Here is an 18,847-nt window from a genome sequence, read left to right as displayed (position 1 = left end):
TTCCTGTTTTCGGCACAAGCCGTTCCGACTATCGCATCCCGGCCCGGTAACTAGCGAGGGATCGCCGGTCCCTCCCAACCGGATAGCGGTTCTAGAGCAGCGCCTCGGCGGCGGCCTCGGCGATGGTGGCCGCCAGCCGGCCGAGCGCGGGGGAGTCGAGTTTCCACTGCTGCCAGTACAGCGGCACATCGATGAACATCTTGTCGTCCAAGGGGATCAGGTTGTCCCGCGGTCGGCGCTGAAGGTCCGGCACCATGCCCCAGCCCAAGCCCAGCCGGATCGCCTCCACGAATCCGGCCGAGGACGGAATGTAGTGGCGCGGCGGATCCACGGGCTTGCGAGTGTATTGCCGGACCAACCGGAATTGCAGATCGTCCTTGCGGTCGAACAGGATCACCGGGGCCGCCGCGAAGGCTTGCGCGGTCGGCCCGTCGGGAAACCAGTCGCGCACGAAATCCGGTACGGCCATGGCCCGGTATCGCATGGCTCCCAACCGCCGCACCGTGCAGCCTTGCACGGGCGCGGCGGTGGAGGTGATGGCCGCCATCACCGTCCCGTCCCGCAGATATCGCGTGGTGTGCTCCTCGTCCTCCCGATGGATCTCGTAATTCACGCCCGCCGCGGCCCGCCCCAGCGCGGGCATGACCCAGGTTTGCAGCGAGTCGGCGTTCACCGCGATGGGTATCCGCACCGGCCGGTGCGCGGGCTGCTGCTCGTCGCCGAGCTCGAGCGCCGTGTCCCCGGTCAGCAATTCGATCTGCCGCGCCAGCCGCAGCACCGCCAGCCCCGATTCCGTCGGCCGCACCGGTTTGGTCCGCTGGACCAGAATCCGCCCGGCCGCGTCCTCCAGGGCTTTGATGCGCTGGCTGATAGCCGAGGCGGTCACGCTGAGCCGCCGCGCCGCCGCCTCGAAGGTGCCCTCGCTGATCACCGCATCCAGCGCGCGGAGCTGGTCCAGCTGTAGATCCATGTAAGAAATGCTAATGGTAGATAAAAATCTTTAGCTGGACTGGTGCTGGACGACCGCCCTACTTTCGAATGGTGAACGCATCATCGGCGGCCCTGGCGGCCATCTCGGGACTCGGCTTCGGACTCTCCCTCATCGTGGCGATCGGCGCGCAGAACGCCTTCATCCTGCGCCAGGGCATCCGCGGCGAGCACGTCCTGCCGGTGGTGGCGGTGTGTGCGCTCTCGGATGTGGTACTCATGACCCTCGGCGTGGCGGGCTTCGGTTTCGTCACCCGGACCGCGCCGTTCCTGATGACCGCGGCCAAGTACGCGGGCGTGGCGTTCCTGCTCGGCTACGCCTTCCTCGCCGCCAAGCGGGCGTTCTCCGCCTCCGCGCTGACCGCGGGCGGCGGCGCGCCGATCGCGCTCGGCGCGGCCATCGCCACCTGCCTGGCGGTGACCTGGCTGAACCCGCACGCCTACCTGGACACCATGGTGTTGCTGGGTTCGTTCGCCAGCACCTACGCCACTCCCGACCGCTGGTTCCTGGCGGCGGGCGCGATGCTGGGCAGCATCATCTGGTTCACCGGCCTGGGATTCGGCGCGCGACTGCTGGCCCCGGTGTTCGCCAAACCGGCGGCCTGGCGGGTGCTGGACTCCGGTATCGCGATCGTCATGACCGGCCTGGCGGTCGGCCTGCTGGTCAGCTAGCGCACCGCCGAAACCGGCACCGGACGGCCCTCGCGGCGCGAAAGTTCGCACGCTTCAGCGATATAGAACGCCTCGAGGGCATCGGCGGGCGGGCACGGGTTCGACATCTGCCCGGTGGCCACGCCCACGAAGGTCGCCAGCTCCTCGGTGTACGCGCCCCGGAAGCGATCCATGAATCCGGGATAGGCGGGCAGCGGCGACGGCGGGTAGTCGGGCTCGACCGAATGCAGCGGAGCCCGATCATCAAGCCCCACAACGGCATTGCCCGCCGACCCGAGCACCTCCAAACGCACGTCGTACCCCGCGCCGTTGTAGCGGCTCAGCGAAACAGACGCCAGCGCACCGTCATCGAGGCGCAGTATCACCGCCGCGGTATCCACATCGCCCGCATCGGCGAAGAACTGCTCCCCGCGATTGCCGCCGGTGGCATAAACCTCGATCACCTCGCGCCCGGTCACCCAGCGAATGATGTCGAAATCGTGCACCCCGCAATCGCGGAAGATGCCGCCCGAGCGCGGAATGTACTCGGCGGGCGGCGGCGCGGGATCCAGGGTGGTGGCGCGCAGGGTGTGCACCCACCCCAATTCCCCCGAGGCCACGGCCGCGCGGGCGGCGCGATACCCGGCGTCGAACCGGCGCTGAAACCCGATCTGCACCGGCGTTTCGGCATCCGCGACCCGGCGCACCACCTCCAGGGTCCCGGCGATATCGGCCGCGATCGGCTTCTCACAGAACACCGGCAGCCCGCGATCCACCGCCGCGGTGATCAGCGCGGGATGCGAGTCGGTGGCGGTGGTGACGATGAGCGCGCCGATGCCGGCGGCGAACAGCGCCTCCAGATCCGCCGCGTACTCCACATCCAGTTTGTCGGCGGCGGTGCGGGCGCGGGCGGCGTCGGCATCGGTGACGATCACCGACTCCACGCCCGGCAGGGTTTTCAGGGTCTCGGCGTGCGAGGTGCCGATCCGGCCGGTGCCGGCGAGGCCCACACGGAGGGAGGTCATAGCTGCTCCTCGGAGATGAGTTGCGGTGAAAGGGGTTGCGCCCCGCTTGATCTCGGGTTGCGCCCCGGTCAATCCCGGGGCGCGGCCGTCGTGGCGCGGACGACCAGTGCGGGTTCCAGGCGTTTGCGCACCGGTTCGGTGCGCTGATCGTGCAGGCGTTCGGTGAGCGCCTCCACCGCCAGCCGCCCGATGCTGGTGCGCGGCTGATCGATGGTGGTGAGCGAGACGTGCCGCAGCGCGGCGAGCGAGGAATTGTCGTACCCGACCACCGAGACATCCTGGGGGACGCGCAGTCCGGCTTCCTCCAGGGCCGTCATGGCGCCGACCGCATTGAAGTCGTTGCCGCAGACCAGGGCGGTGGGGAAATTGGCCGGGGTGAAGAGGTTCAGCAGTTTGCGCACCGCCAGCGCACCGGCCTCGTCGGTGTGCTCGCTGGCCACCACCATGGGTTCGAGGCCGTGCCGGGCCATGGCGGCGCTGTAGCCCTTGCGGCGCGGCGCGGCGGCGAACGCGGCGCCGCCGTCGAGGTGCACGATGCGCCGATGTCCCAGTGCGGCAAGGTGATCCACCGCCAGCGCCGCACCCAGCTCGCCATCGTCGTTGACGGTGTCCACCCCCGCGATGGTGGAGCCGCGGGAAACCAGCACGACCGGGGTGCGTTGTGCCGCATCGCGAATCGCGCTCGCGGGCAGCACCGGCGACAGCAGGATGACCCCGCCGGGCCGGAATGCGAGCAGGCCGTCGAGGGCGGCCTGCTCCCGGGACGCACTGCGCCGCCCGGTGTTCAGGATGAGCTCCAGCCCGGCTTCTTGCGCGGCCTCGTCCATGCCCTCGATGACATCGGCGAAGAAGGCGTTGCGCAGATCCGACACCATCACCCCGACGATATTGGAGGTCCGGCTGGCCAATGAGCGGGCCATGGCATGCGGCTGGTAACCGAGCTCGGCGGCGGCGGCCAGCACCGCGCGGCGGCGGTGTTCGCTGACCTTGGGGGAGTTGCGCATGACGAGTGAGACCAGCGCGCGGGAGACGCCGGCGCGGGCGGCGACATCTTCCATGGTCGGTCGCGTCAAAACTGCCTCCGTGCTCGCGGATCGGTGTGTGACGCACGCTACCGTCTCGCCTCGCCTCGGGCAATAGAGCGCTCTAACGGGAGAATTCGGACCGTCTGACGAAGGCTCGTTTGCCCTGGAAGTCGGTGTTCGGCTAGGTGGCAGCGGGCTTTTCGGCTGATGTCGCACCCTTGACACCCGAGTGATCCAAGTTACATTGTTGGAGCGCTCCAATAGCGAGCCCTCCATTCGATGGCTTACCGACAGGTCTGGAAATGCCGATGACCGAACCGCTCCATCCACTGCGTATCGCAGCCGCGCCGATCTCCTGGGGAGTCTGCGAAGTGCCCGGCTGGGGGCATGTCCTCGAACCCGCGACAGTCTTCGCCGAGATGGCGGCACTCGGGCTGGCCGCCACCGAATTCGGCCCACCCGGCTATCTACCGGCAGACCCCGTGGAGCTACGCGAAACGCTCGGCACCTACGGTCTCACCGCGCTCGGCGGATTCCTGGCGCTCGCCCTGCACCGTGAGCCGCGCCAGGCCCTCGAGACCGCCCGCCGCACGGCCGCGCTCTTCGCCGCCACCGGGGCCGAGATGCTGATCCTGGCCGCCGCGACCGGGCAGGACGGCTACGACACCCGTTCGCCGCTCAGCGATTACGAATGGCGGACGGTGCTGGACACCGCCGCCACGGTCGCCGATATCGCCGCCGAACACGGCCTGCGGACGACCGTGCACCCGCACGTCGGCACCCATGTGGAGACCGAGGCCGAGGTGGAACGCTTCCTCGCCGATTCCGAACTGGACCTTTGCCTGGACACCGGGCACCTGGCCATCGGCGGCACCGACCCGGTCCGGCTGGCCCAGCGGCACGCCCTTCGCATCGGGCATATTCATCTCAAGGATGTCCGGCTCGCCCTGGCCGGCGAAGTACGTTCCGGTGCAAGGGAATACAGCGACGCGGTCCGGCACGGCCTGTACACGCCGCTCGGCGCGGGCGATGTCGATATCGAGGCGCTGGTGCGCGCGGTGCACGGCGCGGGCTATCGCGGTTGGTACGTCATCGAACAGGACACCGCCCTCGCGCCCGGTGACACCGCCGCGAATTCGACCCGGGACGCGCGACAAAGTCTGCGACACCTGACCGAAATCGGCTCCGCCGTGACCTCGGCGCGGATTTAGTAGGGAGGTGCAGACGATGAAGTCCAAACCCACACCCTCCCGACTACGGCGGTGGCGGCGATTGACGCCGTGGATAGCCGCGGCGGCGGTACTGGCCGCCTGTAGCGGGCCCGGCGGCGATACGGCCGGCGACACCACCCAGGCCCCGGTCTCGGTCGGCGAATTGAAATCGGTCGCGGTGGTCACCCACGGCTCACCCGGCGACGCCTTCTGGAATGTGGTCAAGAACGGCGCGCAAGCGGCCGGTGACCAGCTCGGAGTGCGTGTCGACTACAACTCCGCCGGCGATCCCGGACAGCAGGCCAAACTCATCGACAATGCGGTGGCCAAGGGCGTGGACGGCCTGGTGGTCTCCATGGCCAACCCGGACGCGCTGCGCAGCTCGGTGGAGAAGGCGGTGGCGGCGGGCATTCCGGTGGTCACCATCAACTCCGGCGAGACCGAGAGCGCGGTGTACGGGGCCATCGGGCATGTCGGGCAGAGCGAACGGCTGGCGGGTGAATCGGCCGGCAAGCGTTTGAAGGACGCCGGAAAACACAAGCTGCTCTGCGTGATTCACGAAGCGGGCAATGTGGGTGCGGCCGAACGCTGCGCCGGCGCCACCCAGGGCTTCGGGACCGCCGTCACCCTACAGGTCGACATCAACAATCCGACCGACGCGCAATCGCGGATTCGCGGTGCGCTGGAAGCGGATTCGTCGATCGACGCGGTGCTCACCCTGAACTCGCAGATCGCCGCGCGCGCCGTGGACGCCGCCAGGGAATCCAAGTCCAAGGCGACCGTGGCCACCTTCGATCTGAACAGCGATGTGGTGACCGCGATCCAGGCCGGAACGCTGCTCTTCGCGGTGGACCAGCAGCAGTACGAACAGGGCTATCTGCCGATCGTGTTGCTGAAGCTGTACAAGTCGAATCTGGACACCGTCGGCGGTGGCCGGCCGGTGCAGACGGGCCCCGCGTTCGTGGACAAGTCCAATGTCGACGCCGTGGCGGCGCTGGTCGCCCAGGGCACGCGGTGAGCAGGACGAGGAGTGAGTGAAATGAGTACTGCCACAACCACGTCCGATACCGCGGTAGCGCAGGCCGCGAATCCGCCACTGGTGAACCGGCTGATTCAGCGACCGGAGATCGGGGCGCTGCTCGGCGCGATCGTCGTCTTCGTGTTCTTCTCCGTCGTCACCAGCAAATTCCTGAGCCCGCAGGGCATTTCGAACTGGCTCGACGACGCCTCCACGCTCGGCATCATGGCGGTCGCGGTGGCGCTGCTCATGATCGGCGGTGAATTCGATCTCTCGGCCGGTGTGATGACGGCCTCCACGGCGCTGGTCACCGCGCTGCTGGCGGTACACGCGGGCTGGAACGTATGGCTCGCGCTGGCGGTTTCGCTGGTGTTCGCCCTCGCGGTCGGCGCGCTCAACGGCTGGGTGGTGATGCGCACCGGGTTGCCGAGCTTCATCGTCACCCTGGGCACCTTCCTGGCCCTACAGGGCCTGAATCTCGGTGTGACGCGGGCGATCACCGACAATGTCCAGGTCACCGGCATTCGCCGCGCCGATGGCTACGAGTCGGCGGGCTGGGTCTTCGCCTCCACCACCGATATCGGCGACGCCCGCATTCAAGCCTCGGTGGTGTGGTGGATCGTGTTCGCGGTCGTGGGCGCGTTCATCCTGTTGCGCACCCGCTTCGGCAACTGGGTCTTCGCGGTCGGCGGTTCGCTGCCCAGCGCCCGGGCCGTGGGTGTTCCGGCGGCGCGCACCAAGATCCTGCTGTTCATGACCACGGCGTTCGCGGGCTGGGTGGTCGGCGCGTGTAATCTGCTGCGCTTCACCAGCGTTCAAGCCAACCAGGGCATCGGGCTGGAATTCCAGTACATCATCGCCGCGGTGGTCGGCGGCTGCCTGCTCACCGGCGGGTTCGGCTCGGTGATCGGGGCGGCGCTGGGCGCGCTCATCTTCGGTATGGCCCGGCAGGGCATCGTCCTGGCCGGGTGGAACGACGACTGGTTCATGTTGTTCCTCGGTGTGCTGCTGCTGTCCGCGGTGCTGGTCAACAATGCGTTCAAGAAGCGGGCGGAAAGGGTACGGCGATGACGATCCCACTCATCGAAACCATCGGCATCGGGAAGAGTTACGGCGGTGTGGTCGCCCTGCGGGATGTATCCACCGTGGTCAACGCGGGTGAGGTCACCTGCGTGCTGGGTGACAACGGCGCGGGCAAATCCACGCTGATCAAGATCCTGGCCGGGGTGCATCAGCACGACAGCGGCGAAATGCAGATCGAGGGTGAGACGACTCGATTGGCCTCGCCGCGAGCGGCACTGGATCGCGGGATCGCCACCGTGTACCAGGATCTGGCCGTGGTGCCGCTGATGAGCGTATGGCGCAACTTCGTGCTCGGTTCGGAGCCGGTGAAGAAGTACGGGCCCCTCGAATTCCTCGATCGCGCGCAGGCCCTGGACATCACGCGGAAAGCGCTGGTGGACATGGGAATCGACATTCACGATCTGGAACAGCCGGTGGGCACGCTCTCGGGCGGGCAGCGGCAATGCGTCGCCATCGCCCGCGCCGTGCACTACGGGGCGAAGGTGCTGATCCTCGATGAACCCACCGCCGCACTCGGCGTGAAGCAGGCCGGAGTGGTGCTGCGCTACGTGGTCCAGGCACGCGATCGCGGGCTCGGCGTCGTGCTCATCACCCACAACCCGCACCACGCCTACCCCGTCGGTGACCGGTTCCTGCTGCTCAAACGCGGCACCCAGCTGGGCAGCTACGAGAAGTCTCAGATCGACCTGCCCGAGCTCACCCGGCAGATGGCCGGCGGAGCCGAACTCGAAGCGCTGCAACACGAATTGGAGCGGGTGGTGTCGTGACCGACCTCGACGTGCTGACCATCGGCCGGGTCGGGGTGGACCTGTACCCGGAGCAGAGCGGGGTACCCCTGGCGGAGGTCACCACCTTCGCCAAGTTCCTCGGCGGTACGGCCACCAATGTGGCGGTGGCGGCGGCCCGGCTGGGCCGCCGCACCGCGGTGCTCACCAAGGTGGGGGCGGACGGGTTCGGGCCCTTCGTGCGAAAGGCCCTGGAGGACTTCGGTGTCGCGTCCCGATACGTGGGGACCGCACCGAATCTGCTGACCCCGGTGGTGTTCTGCGAACTCGACCCGCCCGCCGATCCGCCGCTGCTGTTCTACCGCCTGCCCATCGCCCCGGATCTGACCCTGACCCCCGACGAAATCCCCTGGGATGTCGTCGATTCCGTGCCTCTGCTGTGGGTGACCGGGACCGGTGTGAGCGCCGAACCGGGACGCACCACCCAGCGTGCCATCCTGGAGCGCCGGGCCCGGCGCGGGCACACCGTGCTGGACCTGGACTACCGGCCCATGTTCTGGCCGGACGTCGACACCGCCCGCACCGAGATCGGCTGGATGCTCGATCACGTGAACGTGGTGGTGGGCAATAGAACCGAAGTAGAGGTCGCGGTCGGCACCGCCGACCCGGAGCAGGCCGCCGACCGCCTGCTCGAACGCGGCGTCCGGCTCGCGGTGATCAAACGCGGAGCCGAGGGCGTGCTCATCGCCACCGCGTCCGAGCGCTGGACCGTCCCGCCCTGCCCGGTGCGGGTGGTCTGCGGGCTCGGCGCGGGCGACGGCTTCGGCGGCGCGCTCGCCCACGGCCTGCTGGCCGGCTGGAACCCGCACCGCATCGCCTCCTACGCCAATGCGGCGGGCGCGCTGGTGGCTTCCCGCCTGGCCTGCGCCGACGCCATGCCGACCGATGCCGAGATCGAGGAGATGCTGTGCACCTGACCGACGCCCGCTGGCAGGAGCTGCTCCGCCTCCGCGCCACCGAGCCCGAAGCCGTCCAACGCGCCTACGCCGACCGCCGGCGCCGCCCGAACCTGTTGTCCGGCACCGGAACCCTGTTCCTGGTCGCGGCCGACCACCCGGCCCGCGGAGCCCTCGGCGTAGGCGCCGACCGCACCGCCATGGCCGACCGCCGCACCCTGCTGGAACGCCTGCTCATCGCCCTCGCCAACCCGGCGGTGGACGGCGTCCTGGGCTCCCCGGACATCGTCGAGGAACTGCTGCTGCTGGACGCCGTACACGAGAAGATCGTCATCGGCTCGATGAACCGCGGCGGCCTGGCCGGCGCCGACTGGGAAATCGACGACCGCTTCACCGGCTACGACGCCGAATCCCTGGTCAAATACCGGCTCGACGGCGGCAAAATGCTACTCCGCCTGGTGGATTCGGACCCCGGCACCATTCCCACCCTCGAAGCCTGCGCCCGCGCGGTCTCCGAACTCGCCGAACACGGACTGATGGCCATGGTCGAACCCCTGCCCTACGGCCGCGAGCCCGACGGCTCCCTGGTCATGCACAAAGACGCCGCCTCGCTGCAACGCGCCGTCACCGTAGCCTCCGGACTCGGCTGCACCTCCGCCTACACCTGGCTCAAAATCCCGGCCCCCGAAGACATTTCCGTCCTCGACGCCACCACCCTCCCGGTGGTCGTCCTCGGCGGCGCACCGTCCGGCGACCCCGAAGCCGACCTCGAGTCCTGGGGCGCGGCGCTACGCCACGAAGTCGCCCGCGGCCTCGTCGTCGGCCGCAGCCTGCTCTACCCACCGGACGGCGATGTGGCCGGCGCGGTGGACGCGGCCGCCCGCGTACTCGCGGTGGCGCGATGAGCAAGACCAGCAAGCTGCACTGGGAGCGCGGGACATTGAGCGACGGGATCGACCCGGTGCGGCTCAACCCCGGCGAGGCGGGATGGACCTATACCGGATTGCGGGTGCTGCGCCTGCTGCCGGGTGAGACGCGACAGCTGCGGACGGGCGAGTTCGAAGCGTTCGTGCTGCCGCTGGCCGGATCCTGCCGGGTGCGGGTGGACGGGGTGGAGTTCGAACTGGCCGGGCGGCGTTCGGTTTTCGAACGGGTCACCGACTTCGCGTACGTGCCGCGCGATGCGGAGGTGGAGCTGATCGCCGAGGGCGCGCTCGAGGTCGCATTGCCCATGGCGCGGTGCGAGCGGCGACTGGATCCGAAATACGGTCCGGCCGAAGGGGTTCCGGTAGAGGTGCGCGGAGCGGGACCGGCCACGCGGCAGGTGACCGGGTTCGGGGTGCCGGGAATCTGGGACCATGCCGACAAGCTCAATGCGTGTGAGCTGCTCACCCCGGACGGGAACTGGTCCTCGTATCCGCCGCACAAGCACGATACTGCGAGCGACTGCGAAGTGGTGAACGAGGAGGTCTACTACTTCCGGATCGGGGAGACGGGCTCGATCATGCCGTCGAACAAGGGATTCGGGCTGCATCGCACCTATACCGCCGACGGCGCGCTGGACGAGAACGTGGCGGTGCGCGACGGCGATGTATTCCTGGTTCCGCACGGATACCACGGCCCGTGCATCGCCGCGCCCGGCTATCCCATGTATTACCTCAATGTGCTGGCCGGGCCGGCCGACGAGCGCTCCATGGCCTTCTGCGACGACCCGGCACACGCCTGGGTGCGTGACAGCTGGGCCGGCATGCCGCTCGATCCGCGCTGCCCGATCACCTCCAGTGAAGGACGAGTCCGATGAAACTCACCACCGCGCAAGCCCTGGTGGCGTGGCTGATCGCGCAGCGCTCGGAAACCCTCGACGGAGCCGAAGTCCCGCTGTTCCCAGCTGTTTTCGGGATCTTCGGGCATGGAAACGTACTCGGCCTCGGCACCGCCTTGCACGAGCGGCGCGCCGAGATCCCGCTGTGGCGTGGACAGACCGAGGAAGGAATGGCCCTCGCCGCCGTCGGCCTGGCGAAGGCCGCGCACCGCCGCCAAGTAGGCGTGGCCACCTCCTCGATCGGACCCGGCGCATTGAACATGGTGACGGCCGCCGGTGTCGCGCACGCCAATCGACTCCCGCTGCTCCTGCTGCCCGGCGACACTTTCGTCGGTCGCGCTCCCGATCCGGTGCTGCAACAGGTCGAGCACTACGGCGATCCCACCCTCACCGTCAACGACGCCTTCCGCCCGGTGAGCCGCTTCTTCGACCGCATCACCCGCCCCGAACAACTCCTCGCCACCCTGCCGCAGGTGGCCCGTGTCCTCACCGACCCGGCCGACACCGGACCGGTGACCCTGGCGCTCCCGCAGGACGTGCAAGCCGAGACCTTCGATTACCCCGAAGCCCTGTTCGAGCCTGTCCTGCACCGTATTCCGCGCCCCCGCCCCGACCTGCACAGCCTTCACGCGGCTGCCGAGGCCCTGCGCTCCGCGCGGCGACCACTATTGGTGCTCGGCGGGGGAGTGCGCTACTCGGGCGCCGCCCAGCAGGCCGTGGAATTCGCTGCGCGGCACGGTATTCCGATCACCGAAACCACCGCCGGCCGCACCCTCGTCCCGCACGACCACCCCCTCTACGCCGGTCCGCTCGGCATCACCGGCGCGGCCTCCGCCAATACCCTTGCCGCTGAAGCGGATCTGGTGCTCGCCGTCGGCACCCGCCTCCAGGATTTCACCACCGCCTCCTGGACGGTGTTCGCGCCGGATGTGCGCCTGGTGCACATCAACACCGCCCGCTTCGACGCCGTCAAACACGGTGGCCTCGCCGTCGTAGGAGACGCCGCCGCGACCCTGGATGAACTAGCGGCACTACTGGGCGTTACCGCGGTGCATCCGAGAGTGACCGACCCGGCCACCGCTGGGCACACCGTCCGCGCCCTGAGGATTGCCGCACCCGCTGCGGAGGCGGCGGATGTCGTGCCGGAATCTTCTGCTCGCCGAACTCTCCCCGGTCCTGGAAGCGCAGCGCCCGAAGACGGGGACGCCGCGCGCCGCGGTGGCGCAGCCAGGCGGCCCGACTGGCGCGCGGAGCCGTCGTGGACTGGCCGCGCGGCCGCCGTGCGTGCGGAATGGGACGCGCACATCGACAAGTTGCGAGCGCCCGCGCCCGGTGCGCCCAGTTACGCCCAGATCGTGGGCGTCGTCAATGAACTGAGCGGTGCTGCCGATTACGTGATGACCGCTTCCGGCGGTCTGCCGGGCGAGGTGATCGGCGGGTGGCGCGCCACCGGTGGCAATCCCACCATGGACGTCGAATACGGCTTCTCCTGTATGGGATACGAGCTCGCCGGGGCATGGGGCGCTGCCTTGCTGCGCCGCGAGACCGGCGCCGAGGGGCTGGTCACCACCCTGCTCGGCGACGGCTCGTACCTGATGCTCAACTCCGAGCTGTTCTCCGCCGCCTTCGCCGGGCACCCCATGGTCGCCGTCGTCTGCGACAACGACGGTTTCGCGGTGATCGCACGACTCCAGCAGGGGCAGGGCGGGGAGCCGTACAACAACTTCCTCGCCGACTGCCGCACGCATCACGCCGAACCGCCGCGCGTCGATTTCGCCGCGCATGCCCGCGCCCTCGGCTGCGCCGTGTTCACCGCCGGCGATCCGGCGGAGTTCCGCGACGGCTACTCCCGGGCACGCGCCGCCGCGGTGGCCGAACAGCGCCCGGCGGTGGTGGTGGTGCGCACCCGGCCCGCCGATTGGACCGAGGCCGGGGCCTGGTGGGAAGTGGGTGTGCCGCAACATCTCTCGGGCCGGGCCGCCTACGATGCGGTGAAACCGGGACAACTGCGGTACATCGGGCGCGGCTGATCTTCGACACTCCCGGTGCCCGCCGGGCAAACCGGGCATCGAGGCCGATGGGTCACCCGCGCCGGGATTTTGTGGCAGACTCGGCGCAAACGCGCGAACCGGTGAAGGTGGAGGGGTTGACCCGTACAATCCCAGCCCGGCTCGTGCTCGGGTGATGCGGGAGTTTGAAGGTCGCAATGGATCTCAGCGCCATCGAGCGCCAGGTGGCAACGGATCGAGGGGCTGCGCGGGACCGCTCCGCGGAGACCGAGTTGGCACTGGCGACCAGCCTCTGCGAATTCGCCCGCGCGCTCATCGCCACCAAGTCCGATCCGGCGCAACGCGATCGCTCGCCCGCCGCACTGGAACCCGCCCAGGAGGCGGTGCTGATCCGGTTGCGCTGGCTGACCGCCGGGCATGTGACGGCGGTCTTCGCCAACCAGGTGCAGGAGGCGCTGCGGCTGTTCGAGCAGGCGGCGCGCACCATCGGGCATCGGGAGCTGGCCACCTCCACCATCCGCAATGCCTGTAACGCGTATCGCCATGTCGCGCAGACCTATCCGCAGGCCCAGGGCGTGTGCGCCGACGCGCTCTCCAAGTGCGGCGTCTGGCTGTGCCGCCTGGACCCGAATGCCGCCGTCGCCGCCAGCGAGGACGCGGTGCGGATTCGCGCCGCCATGTACGCTGCCGACCCGGATCAGGCCAACCGCTATCTGGCCACGCTCAACACCCTGCTGCGCACCCTGATGGTCGGCCGTCAGCGCAAGCAGGCGCTGTCCATGTACCGCGAACGCTATGCCGCCGTCACCTCCCCGGCCATGACGCAGGGCCTGCGCGAAATCCGTATCGACGAACTCGGATTCACCTCCAAGACGGTCACCGCGCTGGGCAAGCTCGACTGCACCACCCTCGAACGCGCCGGGTACCTCACCCAGCAGCAGATCCTGTACCAGACCTCGGGTGACCTGGCCACCATCGAGGAGGTCAACTGGCAGCTCGCTCTGGTCGGCCTGAAGCCGCTGGCCGCCGGCGCCCTCCCGGACCCGCCTTCCAAACCGGTCGAGATCAGCACCTCGTTCGGCGCGCTCAGCGTGCGCTGCTCCTCGCGCAATGCCGTCACCCTGGTCCGCGCCGCCCTGCTCGCCGCCTATGTCTCCGACGGCGCGGAACCGGTGCCCAGCTCCGCCTACCTCGGCGTGGAAGAAAAGCACTGGAGCACCCCCGAGCCCGAGGTCAACGTCCAGGAACGCCTCGGCGAGGACGTCGTCATCATCGAGAAGATCTCCGAACACTGGGTTTCGGTCAAATCCCTCAATTGGGAAGTGGCCCCCGTCGGCAGGCATCCCCTGGCCCTGCGCCTGTCCCAGGAATGGCCGGTCGTGAGCGTCACCACCACCGAGCAGATCTCCTACGAGCTCTGCTGGTACGAGGGCGGCACCGCGACCCAGTACGCCGCACTCGGCCTGCCCGCCGGTCAGATCGCCCTCGAAAAACCGCTCGCCCCATTGGATTTCAAGGCCCTCGCCGATTACGGCGCGGATTACGCCTCCGAAACCCAGGTCCGCGCGGCCTTCGGCAATACCACCATGTTCACCAAATTGACGAAACTCCCCGGCAGCGGAATTCGCCAGGCCGCCGAAGCCGGACCGCTCGCCGAGCACGGGTCGAACATTCTCTACTTCCGGGACGCCTCCGAATAGTCCCGGCCCCGATCAGTAGCACTGTCCAGTATTCATTGCTGAATGCAGTGATGTAGATCACTTGTGCCCGCTACCCTGTTCTCACCCGGCGCTCGCGCTGCATCACGAAGGGTCTTCCGGTCACACGAGTTGCCGTGGGCAGAAAGGCAACTCGATCATGAGCACGACTCCGACCGCCGTCCCTCCCGCCGCCCCCGACACTCCGCCGCCCACCCTGGTCACCGGATTGTGGCAGCGGAAACTCCCGCACTATCCGGATACCCCGGCCCGATCCTGGTACCTCTTCCTGGTCGTGGTCGTTTCGATCGCGCTGTACTACCAGCTGTTCGTGGCCGGCGCGGTCGGCAATCAGCTGATCGCCTACTTCCACCTGAGCTTCCGATACTTCGTCGGCATCTTCATCGCGGGTTCGGCGTTCGGAGCGGTGGCCTCGGTCATCACCGGCATCATCGACCGGTGGGGGCGCGCCAATATCGTCGCCTATGGCACGGTCATCTGCTCGGCGCTGACCCTGTTCGCGGTGCCGCAGACCACCACCAAAGAGTCCTATCTGATCGTGTACTGCCTGATCAGCATTGTGGAAGGCGCAGTGCTGGTCGCGACTCCGGCACTGGTGCGCGACTTCTCGCCGCAACTCGGCCGGGCCTCGGCCATGGGATTCTGGACGCTGGGGCCGGTGTTCGGCGCGCTGGTGACCACCGAGATCTCCACCCAGACCCTGGACGCGCATCCGGACTGGCAGTTCCACTACCGGTTGTGCGGCGCCGTCTGTTTGATCATCTCGATTCTCGGGGTGATCGGGCTGCGCGAGCTGAGTCCGGCGCTGCGGGATCAGGTCATGGTGTCGCTTCGGGACCGGGCGCTGATCGAGGCGCGGGCGCGCGGGCTCGATGTCGAGGCGCTGGAGCGCAACGAGTGGAAGCAGATGATGCACCTGGACATCGTCGGATCTGCGCTGGGGATCTCGATCTTCCTGGCCTTCTTCTACACGATCGTGTCGTTCCTGCCGGTCTACATGGCGACCAACTTCGGCTTCAGTTCGGCGCAGGCCAATGCGCTGGGCAACTGGTATTGGATCGCGAGCGCGCTGTCGCTGGTGCTGACCGGGATCGTGTCGGACTACCTGAAGGTGCGCAAGCCGTTCATGATCTTCGGGGCGATCATCTCGATCATCGGGATCTACGTCTTCCTCGGCTACACCGATAAACCCGGCACCGACTACTACACCTTCGCGGTGGTGCTGAGCTTCATCGCCATCGGCACCGGGATCTCGTACTCCACCTGGATGGCGAGCTTCACCGAGACCGTGGAGAAGCGCAACCCGGCGGCCACCGCGGTCGGGCTGGCGGTGTGGGGCGGCATGCTGCGGACCGTGGTGACCGGGGTGCTGTTCGGGTTGCTGATCGTGGTGACCGCGGCCGGGACGCTGGTGAACTACGGGCCCAAACTGCAAGAGATCCAGGCGAAGTACCACAGTGAGATCGAGACCATAAACAAGGTGGGCGCGGATACGCTGACGGCGCTGAGCAAGAATCCCGGGGATGCGGCGGCGCAGGTGAAGGCGCTGACCACGCTGTCGGGGCAGTCGGCGGCGGATGTGCAGACGACCTTGAGCGTCAATGCCAAGTACCCCGAGGAACTGGCCACCTTGCAGGCCATCGACAGTGGGGTGCTGACCAAACTGCTGACCAATCCCAATGATTCGGAGGCGGCGGCGACCGCGGTCGGGCAGGTGGCGAAGAAGTTCTCGATCACGCCCGAAGCGGCGGCGGCGCGGATTCAGGCCGCCAAGGCGGTGCCGGTGAGCGATCTGGCCGTGGTGTCGGTGGCGGGTCCGTCCATCGCGACCGCGAGCACCCAGCTGCTGGCGGTGGCCAAGATCCCGGCCGAGGATCGCGACTATCTGGCCGCGCACGGTAAGGACGCACAGCAGGCGGCCATCGACGGTCCGGCGCAGTGGAAGCGCTGGTGGTGGATCTGCCTGATCGCGCAGGTGCTGTTCATTCCGTTCGTGTTCATCATGTCCGGATATTGGAGCCCGAAGAAGGCCGAGGAGGCGGCGGCCGAGCACGATGCGGCTGTCGATCGGGAACTGGCGGGCCTGGCGAAGTGAGGTCGGGGGATGGGCTCGGCGGTGCTGCGGGGCCGCCGAGCCCATTCATCCACTACAGTTATTGAAGTGCAATCTACCCCCGCCGTGCCGGCTGTCAACAGTGTCGCCGCGACCTTCGATCTGCTGGGCGACCGGCTGACCTTGACCGTGCTGCGGCATGCGTTCGTCTCGCGGGCACGGCGGTTCAACCAGTGGATCGAGTGCACGGGTGCGCCGCCGGCGGTATTGACGGCGCGGCTGCATGCCCTGGTCGAGGCGGGAGTGCTGGTGCGGACGGCCGGGGCGGGGGATCGCGGCGAGTACCGGCTCACCGAATTGGGTTTGGGGACTTGGGAAATCCTGGTCTGCGTGTGGACCTGGCAGCGGGAATGGACGGCGGAGTGGGCGCTGCTGCCCGAGTTCGTGCATACCGACTGCGGGCACCGGGGGCCGCCGGTATTGCTGTGCCGGGGGTGCGGGCGCACCGTCACCGCGCACGACACCGATGTGGAGCTGGATCGGGAAGCGTTGTGGCACATCACCTCCGGGCGGCGGCGGTCCGCGCGGGCGGCGGTCTCCCCGGTGCGGGCGGACGCGCGGTTCGACGAGATCATGGAGGCGATCGGGGATCGCTGGAGCGCCTCGGTCACCGGCTTGGCGCTCGCCGGAGTGCGCAGGTTCTCCGAATTCCGTGCGGCCTTGAACCTTTCGCCGACCACCCTGACCGAGCGGTTGAACCGGCTGGTCGAAGCCGGGATATTGCAGCGGTCCGAAGCCGGGGGGCGTGAATACCGGTTGACGCCGCGCGGGCGGGCCCTGTTCGGGGTCTTCGCCTTTCTGCTCGCCTGGTCCGAGCGGGCGCATCCGGACGCGCCGGAGCCGGGATTGCTGATCCGGCACCGGGACTGCGGGGCGGTGCTGCGGCCCGCTTTGCGCTGCCGGGGCTGTGATGCCGAGCTGGGCCGTACCGATGTGACGTTCGAGCGGCCTTGACAGCTGCGGCATGAGACGCGTATCACTTCATTAACTGTAGTGAAATCTGCCGGGCTTGGCGGTCCGGCCGCTGGAGGCTTCTCATGCCGCTCAACGAAGAACTCATCGCGCCCGCCGCTGCGGCGCTGACCAATCCGTATCTGGAGGGCCCGTACGCGGCGACGGCGGAGGAGGTCACGGCCACGAATCTGACTGTGCTGCACGGGGAATTGCCCACCGACCTCGACGGCGTCTATGTGCGCAACGGGCCGAATCCGCAGTTCGCGCCGCTGGGCCGCTACCACTGGTTCGACGGTGACGGCATGCTGCACGCGGTGCACTTCGAGAACGGGCGGGCCACCTACCGGAATCGGTTCGTGCGGACCGGCGAATTCGAGGCCGAGCGGGCGGCGGGAACGGCATTGTGGCGCGGCGTGATCGAGCCGTGGGACGGGAATCCGGCGGGGGATCGGCGCGAGCGGAACTCCGCCAATACCGATGTGGTGTTCCATCACGGGAACCTGCTGGCGCTCTGGTACCGGGCGGGCAAGCCGTACGCGCTGGATCCGGTCAGCCTGGAGACGCGCGGCGTCGACAACTTCAACGGCACTCTGCGCGGGGAGGTTTCGGCGCACGCCAAGGTGGATGAGCGCACCGAGGAACTGCTCTTCTTCGACTACGGCATCAACGCCCCGTACCTGCGCTACGGTGTGGCCGATCCGAACGGGACGGTCACCCACTACACCGGGCTGGAGCTGCCCGGGCCGCGCCTGCCCCACGACATGGCGATCACCGAAAACTATTCGGTGCTGATGGATTTGCCGCTCTACAACGATCCCCGCGCCGCGGCCGCGGGACGGTTCAAGATCTTCTTCGATCGCACGCTGCCCAGCCGCTTCGCCGTGCTGCCGCGTTACGGCGATGGGGCGCAAGCGAAATGGTTCGAGGCCGACCCGGGATACATCTACCACACCGTCAACTCGTGGGAAGAAGGCGACGAGATCGTCCTGGTGGTCTGCCGGGTATCCGAGCCCAGCCCCGTCTCCGACCGCGCCCACCCGCTCGCCCAGCTGCTGGCCTACCTGCGTCCCGAGGCGAAGCTGCACCGCTACCGCTTCGACCTGCGTACCGGCCGGACCATCGAGGAGCCCCTGGACGACGTCAACACCGAATTCCCGGCCATCGACCAGGGACTCACCGGCCGGGCCGGCCGCTACTCCTACCAGATGCGTCTCTCGGTGGATCGCACCATGATCTTCGACGCGGTGATCAAGTACGACATCCGCACCGGCACAAAGGAAACCGCGCCCTTCGGCGACGGCATCTACGGCAGCGAACTGACGGTCGTCCCCCGCCCGGGCGGGAAGTCCGAGGACGACGCCTACCTGACCATGTTCGCCCACAACAACCACACCGGCCTGTCCGAAGTCTGGATCTACGACGCCGCCACCCTCACCTCCGGCCCGCTCTGCCGCCTGGCCCTCCCGGTCCGCGTCCCCCTGGGCTTCCACGCCACCTGGGTGAGCGGCGACCGCATGCGCGCAGCCGCCGCCCCCATCGCCTGAAAAGGG

The 18,847-nt window shown here is 68.3% G+C and carries 16 protein-coding genes; 13 read left to right on the top strand and 3 right to left on the bottom strand.

Annotated features, from left to right (window positions below):
• Nucleotides 1-91: 91 nt before the first annotated feature.
• Nucleotides 92-970 (bottom strand): LysR family transcriptional regulator ArgP, encoded by an 879-nt coding sequence (locus tag NI1_RS23900; protein ID WP_067824820.1) that lies wholly within the window; start codon nt 968-970, stop codon nt 92-94.
• 71 nt (nt 971-1,041) lie between these two features.
• Between NI1_RS23900 and NI1_RS23895 the strand changes: the two genes are divergently transcribed.
• Nucleotides 1,042-1,659, top strand: a complete 618-nt coding sequence (locus NI1_RS23895; RefSeq protein WP_245663376.1) for a LysE/ArgO family amino acid transporter — start codon at nt 1,042-1,044, stop codon at nt 1,657-1,659.
• Here NI1_RS23895 and NI1_RS23890 read toward each other — a convergent pair.
• Together NI1_RS23890 and NI1_RS23885 are read right to left on the bottom strand one after the other, a co-directional pair.
• On the bottom strand, nt 1,656-2,663 hold the full coding sequence (locus NI1_RS23890) for a Gfo/Idh/MocA family protein (protein ID WP_067824815.1): 1,008 nt from the start codon (nt 2,661-2,663) through the stop codon (nt 1,656-1,658). The genes NI1_RS23895 and NI1_RS23890 overlap by 4 nt on opposite strands.
• A 68-nt stretch (nt 2,664-2,731) precedes the next feature.
• A complete protein-coding gene (locus NI1_RS23885) occupies nt 2,732-3,736 on the bottom strand; it encodes a LacI family DNA-binding transcriptional regulator (RefSeq protein ID WP_067824813.1) in 1,005 nt (334 codons plus the stop codon).
• Between the two features lie 260 nt (nt 3,737-3,996).
• Between NI1_RS23885 and NI1_RS23880 the strand changes: the two genes are divergently transcribed.
• The 12 genes from NI1_RS23880 (at nt 3,997) to NI1_RS23825 (ending at nt 18,841) form a co-directional block, all read left to right on the top strand.
• Nucleotides 3,997-4,899: a TIM barrel protein gene (locus NI1_RS23880; RefSeq protein ID WP_067825316.1), complete on the top strand. Its 903-nt coding sequence runs from the start codon at nt 3,997-3,999 to the stop codon at nt 4,897-4,899.
• A gap of 16 nt (nt 4,900-4,915) precedes the next feature.
• Nucleotides 4,916-5,917: a sugar ABC transporter substrate-binding protein gene (locus NI1_RS23875; protein ID WP_067824811.1), complete on the top strand. Its 1,002-nt coding sequence runs from the start codon at nt 4,916-4,918 to the stop codon at nt 5,915-5,917.
• A gap of 21 nt (nt 5,918-5,938) precedes the next feature.
• Nucleotides 5,939-6,988 (top strand): ABC transporter permease, encoded by a 1,050-nt coding sequence (locus NI1_RS23870; RefSeq protein WP_067825313.1) that lies wholly within the window; start codon nt 5,939-5,941, stop codon nt 6,986-6,988.
• Nucleotides 6,985-7,767 (top strand): ATP-binding cassette domain-containing protein, encoded by a 783-nt coding sequence (locus NI1_RS23865; RefSeq protein WP_174564521.1) that lies wholly within the window; start codon nt 6,985-6,987, stop codon nt 7,765-7,767. Before NI1_RS23870 ends, NI1_RS23865 begins: the two co-directional genes overlap by 4 nt.
• The gene (iolC, locus tag NI1_RS23860; protein WP_067824809.1) at nt 7,764-8,702 is read left to right on the top strand and encodes a 5-dehydro-2-deoxygluconokinase; all 939 of its coding nucleotides are present in this window, start codon (nt 7,764-7,766) and stop codon (nt 8,700-8,702) included. The genes NI1_RS23865 and iolC overlap by 4 nt, the downstream gene beginning before the upstream one ends.
• Nucleotides 8,693-9,586, top strand: a complete 894-nt coding sequence (locus tag NI1_RS23855; protein ID WP_067824807.1) for a Cgl0159 family (beta/alpha)8-fold protein — start codon at nt 8,693-8,695, stop codon at nt 9,584-9,586. Before iolC ends, NI1_RS23855 begins: the two co-directional genes overlap by 10 nt.
• Nucleotides 9,583-10,482 carry a 5-deoxy-glucuronate isomerase gene (iolB, locus tag NI1_RS23850; RefSeq protein WP_067824805.1) on the top strand — a complete coding sequence of 300 codons (900 nt, stop codon included), beginning with the start codon at nt 9,583-9,585 and terminating at the stop codon, nt 10,480-10,482. Before NI1_RS23855 ends, iolB begins: the two co-directional genes overlap by 4 nt.
• Nucleotides 10,479-12,533, top strand: coding sequence for a thiamine pyrophosphate-dependent enzyme (locus NI1_RS37375; RefSeq protein WP_084523597.1), 2,055 nt, complete (start codon nt 10,479-10,481; stop codon nt 12,531-12,533). Before iolB ends, NI1_RS37375 begins: the two co-directional genes overlap by 4 nt.
• 176 nt (nt 12,534-12,709) lie before the next feature.
• Complete coding sequence (locus NI1_RS23840) at nt 12,710-14,212, top strand: hypothetical protein (protein WP_067824803.1); 1,503 nt, start codon at nt 12,710-12,712, stop codon at nt 14,210-14,212.
• A 157-nt stretch (nt 14,213-14,369) separates the two neighbouring features.
• Complete coding sequence (locus NI1_RS23835; protein WP_067824801.1) at nt 14,370-16,325, top strand: MFS transporter; 1,956 nt, start codon at nt 14,370-14,372, stop codon at nt 16,323-16,325.
• Between the two features lie 66 nt (nt 16,326-16,391).
• A complete protein-coding gene (locus NI1_RS23830) occupies nt 16,392-17,297 on the top strand; it encodes a winged helix-turn-helix transcriptional regulator (RefSeq protein WP_245663375.1) in 906 nt (301 codons plus the stop codon).
• A gap of 83 nt (nt 17,298-17,380) precedes the next feature.
• The gene (locus NI1_RS23825; RefSeq protein ID WP_067824799.1) at nt 17,381-18,841 is read left to right on the top strand and encodes a carotenoid oxygenase family protein; all 1,461 of its coding nucleotides are present in this window, start codon (nt 17,381-17,383) and stop codon (nt 18,839-18,841) included.
• Nucleotides 18,842-18,847 lie beyond the last annotated feature (6 nt).

The sequence above is a fragment of the Nocardia inohanensis NBRC 100128 genome, from assembly GCF_001612945.1.
Lineage (GTDB): Bacteria > Actinomycetota > Actinomycetes > Mycobacteriales > Mycobacteriaceae > Nocardia > Nocardia inohanensis.
The sequence above is the reverse complement of the archived record's forward strand: the minus strand, read 5'-3'. Positions and strand labels throughout refer to the sequence as shown.

Coding starts and splice junctions, on each gene's coding strand:
- NI1_RS23900 (WP_067824820.1), bottom strand. CDS start 970: ATGGATCTACAGCTGGACCAGCTCCGCGCGCTGGATGCGGTGATCAGC.
- iolB (WP_067824805.1), top strand. CDS start 9,583: ATGAGCAAGACCAGCAAGCTGCACTGGGAGCGCGGGACATTGAGCGAC.
- NI1_RS23835 (WP_067824801.1), top strand. CDS start 14,370: ATGAGCACGACTCCGACCGCCGTCCCTCCCGCCGCCCCCGACACTCCG.
- NI1_RS23825 (WP_067824799.1), top strand. CDS start 17,381: ATGCCGCTCAACGAAGAACTCATCGCGCCCGCCGCTGCGGCGCTGACC.
- NI1_RS23880 (WP_067825316.1), top strand. CDS start 3,997: ATGACCGAACCGCTCCATCCACTGCGTATCGCAGCCGCGCCGATCTCC.
- NI1_RS37375 (WP_084523597.1), top strand. CDS start 10,479: ATGAAACTCACCACCGCGCAAGCCCTGGTGGCGTGGCTGATCGCGCAG.
- NI1_RS23870 (WP_067825313.1), top strand. CDS start 5,939: ATGAGTACTGCCACAACCACGTCCGATACCGCGGTAGCGCAGGCCGCG.
- NI1_RS23890 (WP_067824815.1), bottom strand. CDS start 2,663: ATGACCTCCCTCCGTGTGGGCCTCGCCGGCACCGGCCGGATCGGCACC.
- NI1_RS23840 (WP_067824803.1), top strand. CDS start 12,710: ATGGATCTCAGCGCCATCGAGCGCCAGGTGGCAACGGATCGAGGGGCT.
- NI1_RS23865 (WP_174564521.1), top strand. CDS start 6,985: ATGACGATCCCACTCATCGAAACCATCGGCATCGGGAAGAGTTACGGC.
- NI1_RS23875 (WP_067824811.1), top strand. CDS start 4,916: ATGAAGTCCAAACCCACACCCTCCCGACTACGGCGGTGGCGGCGATTG.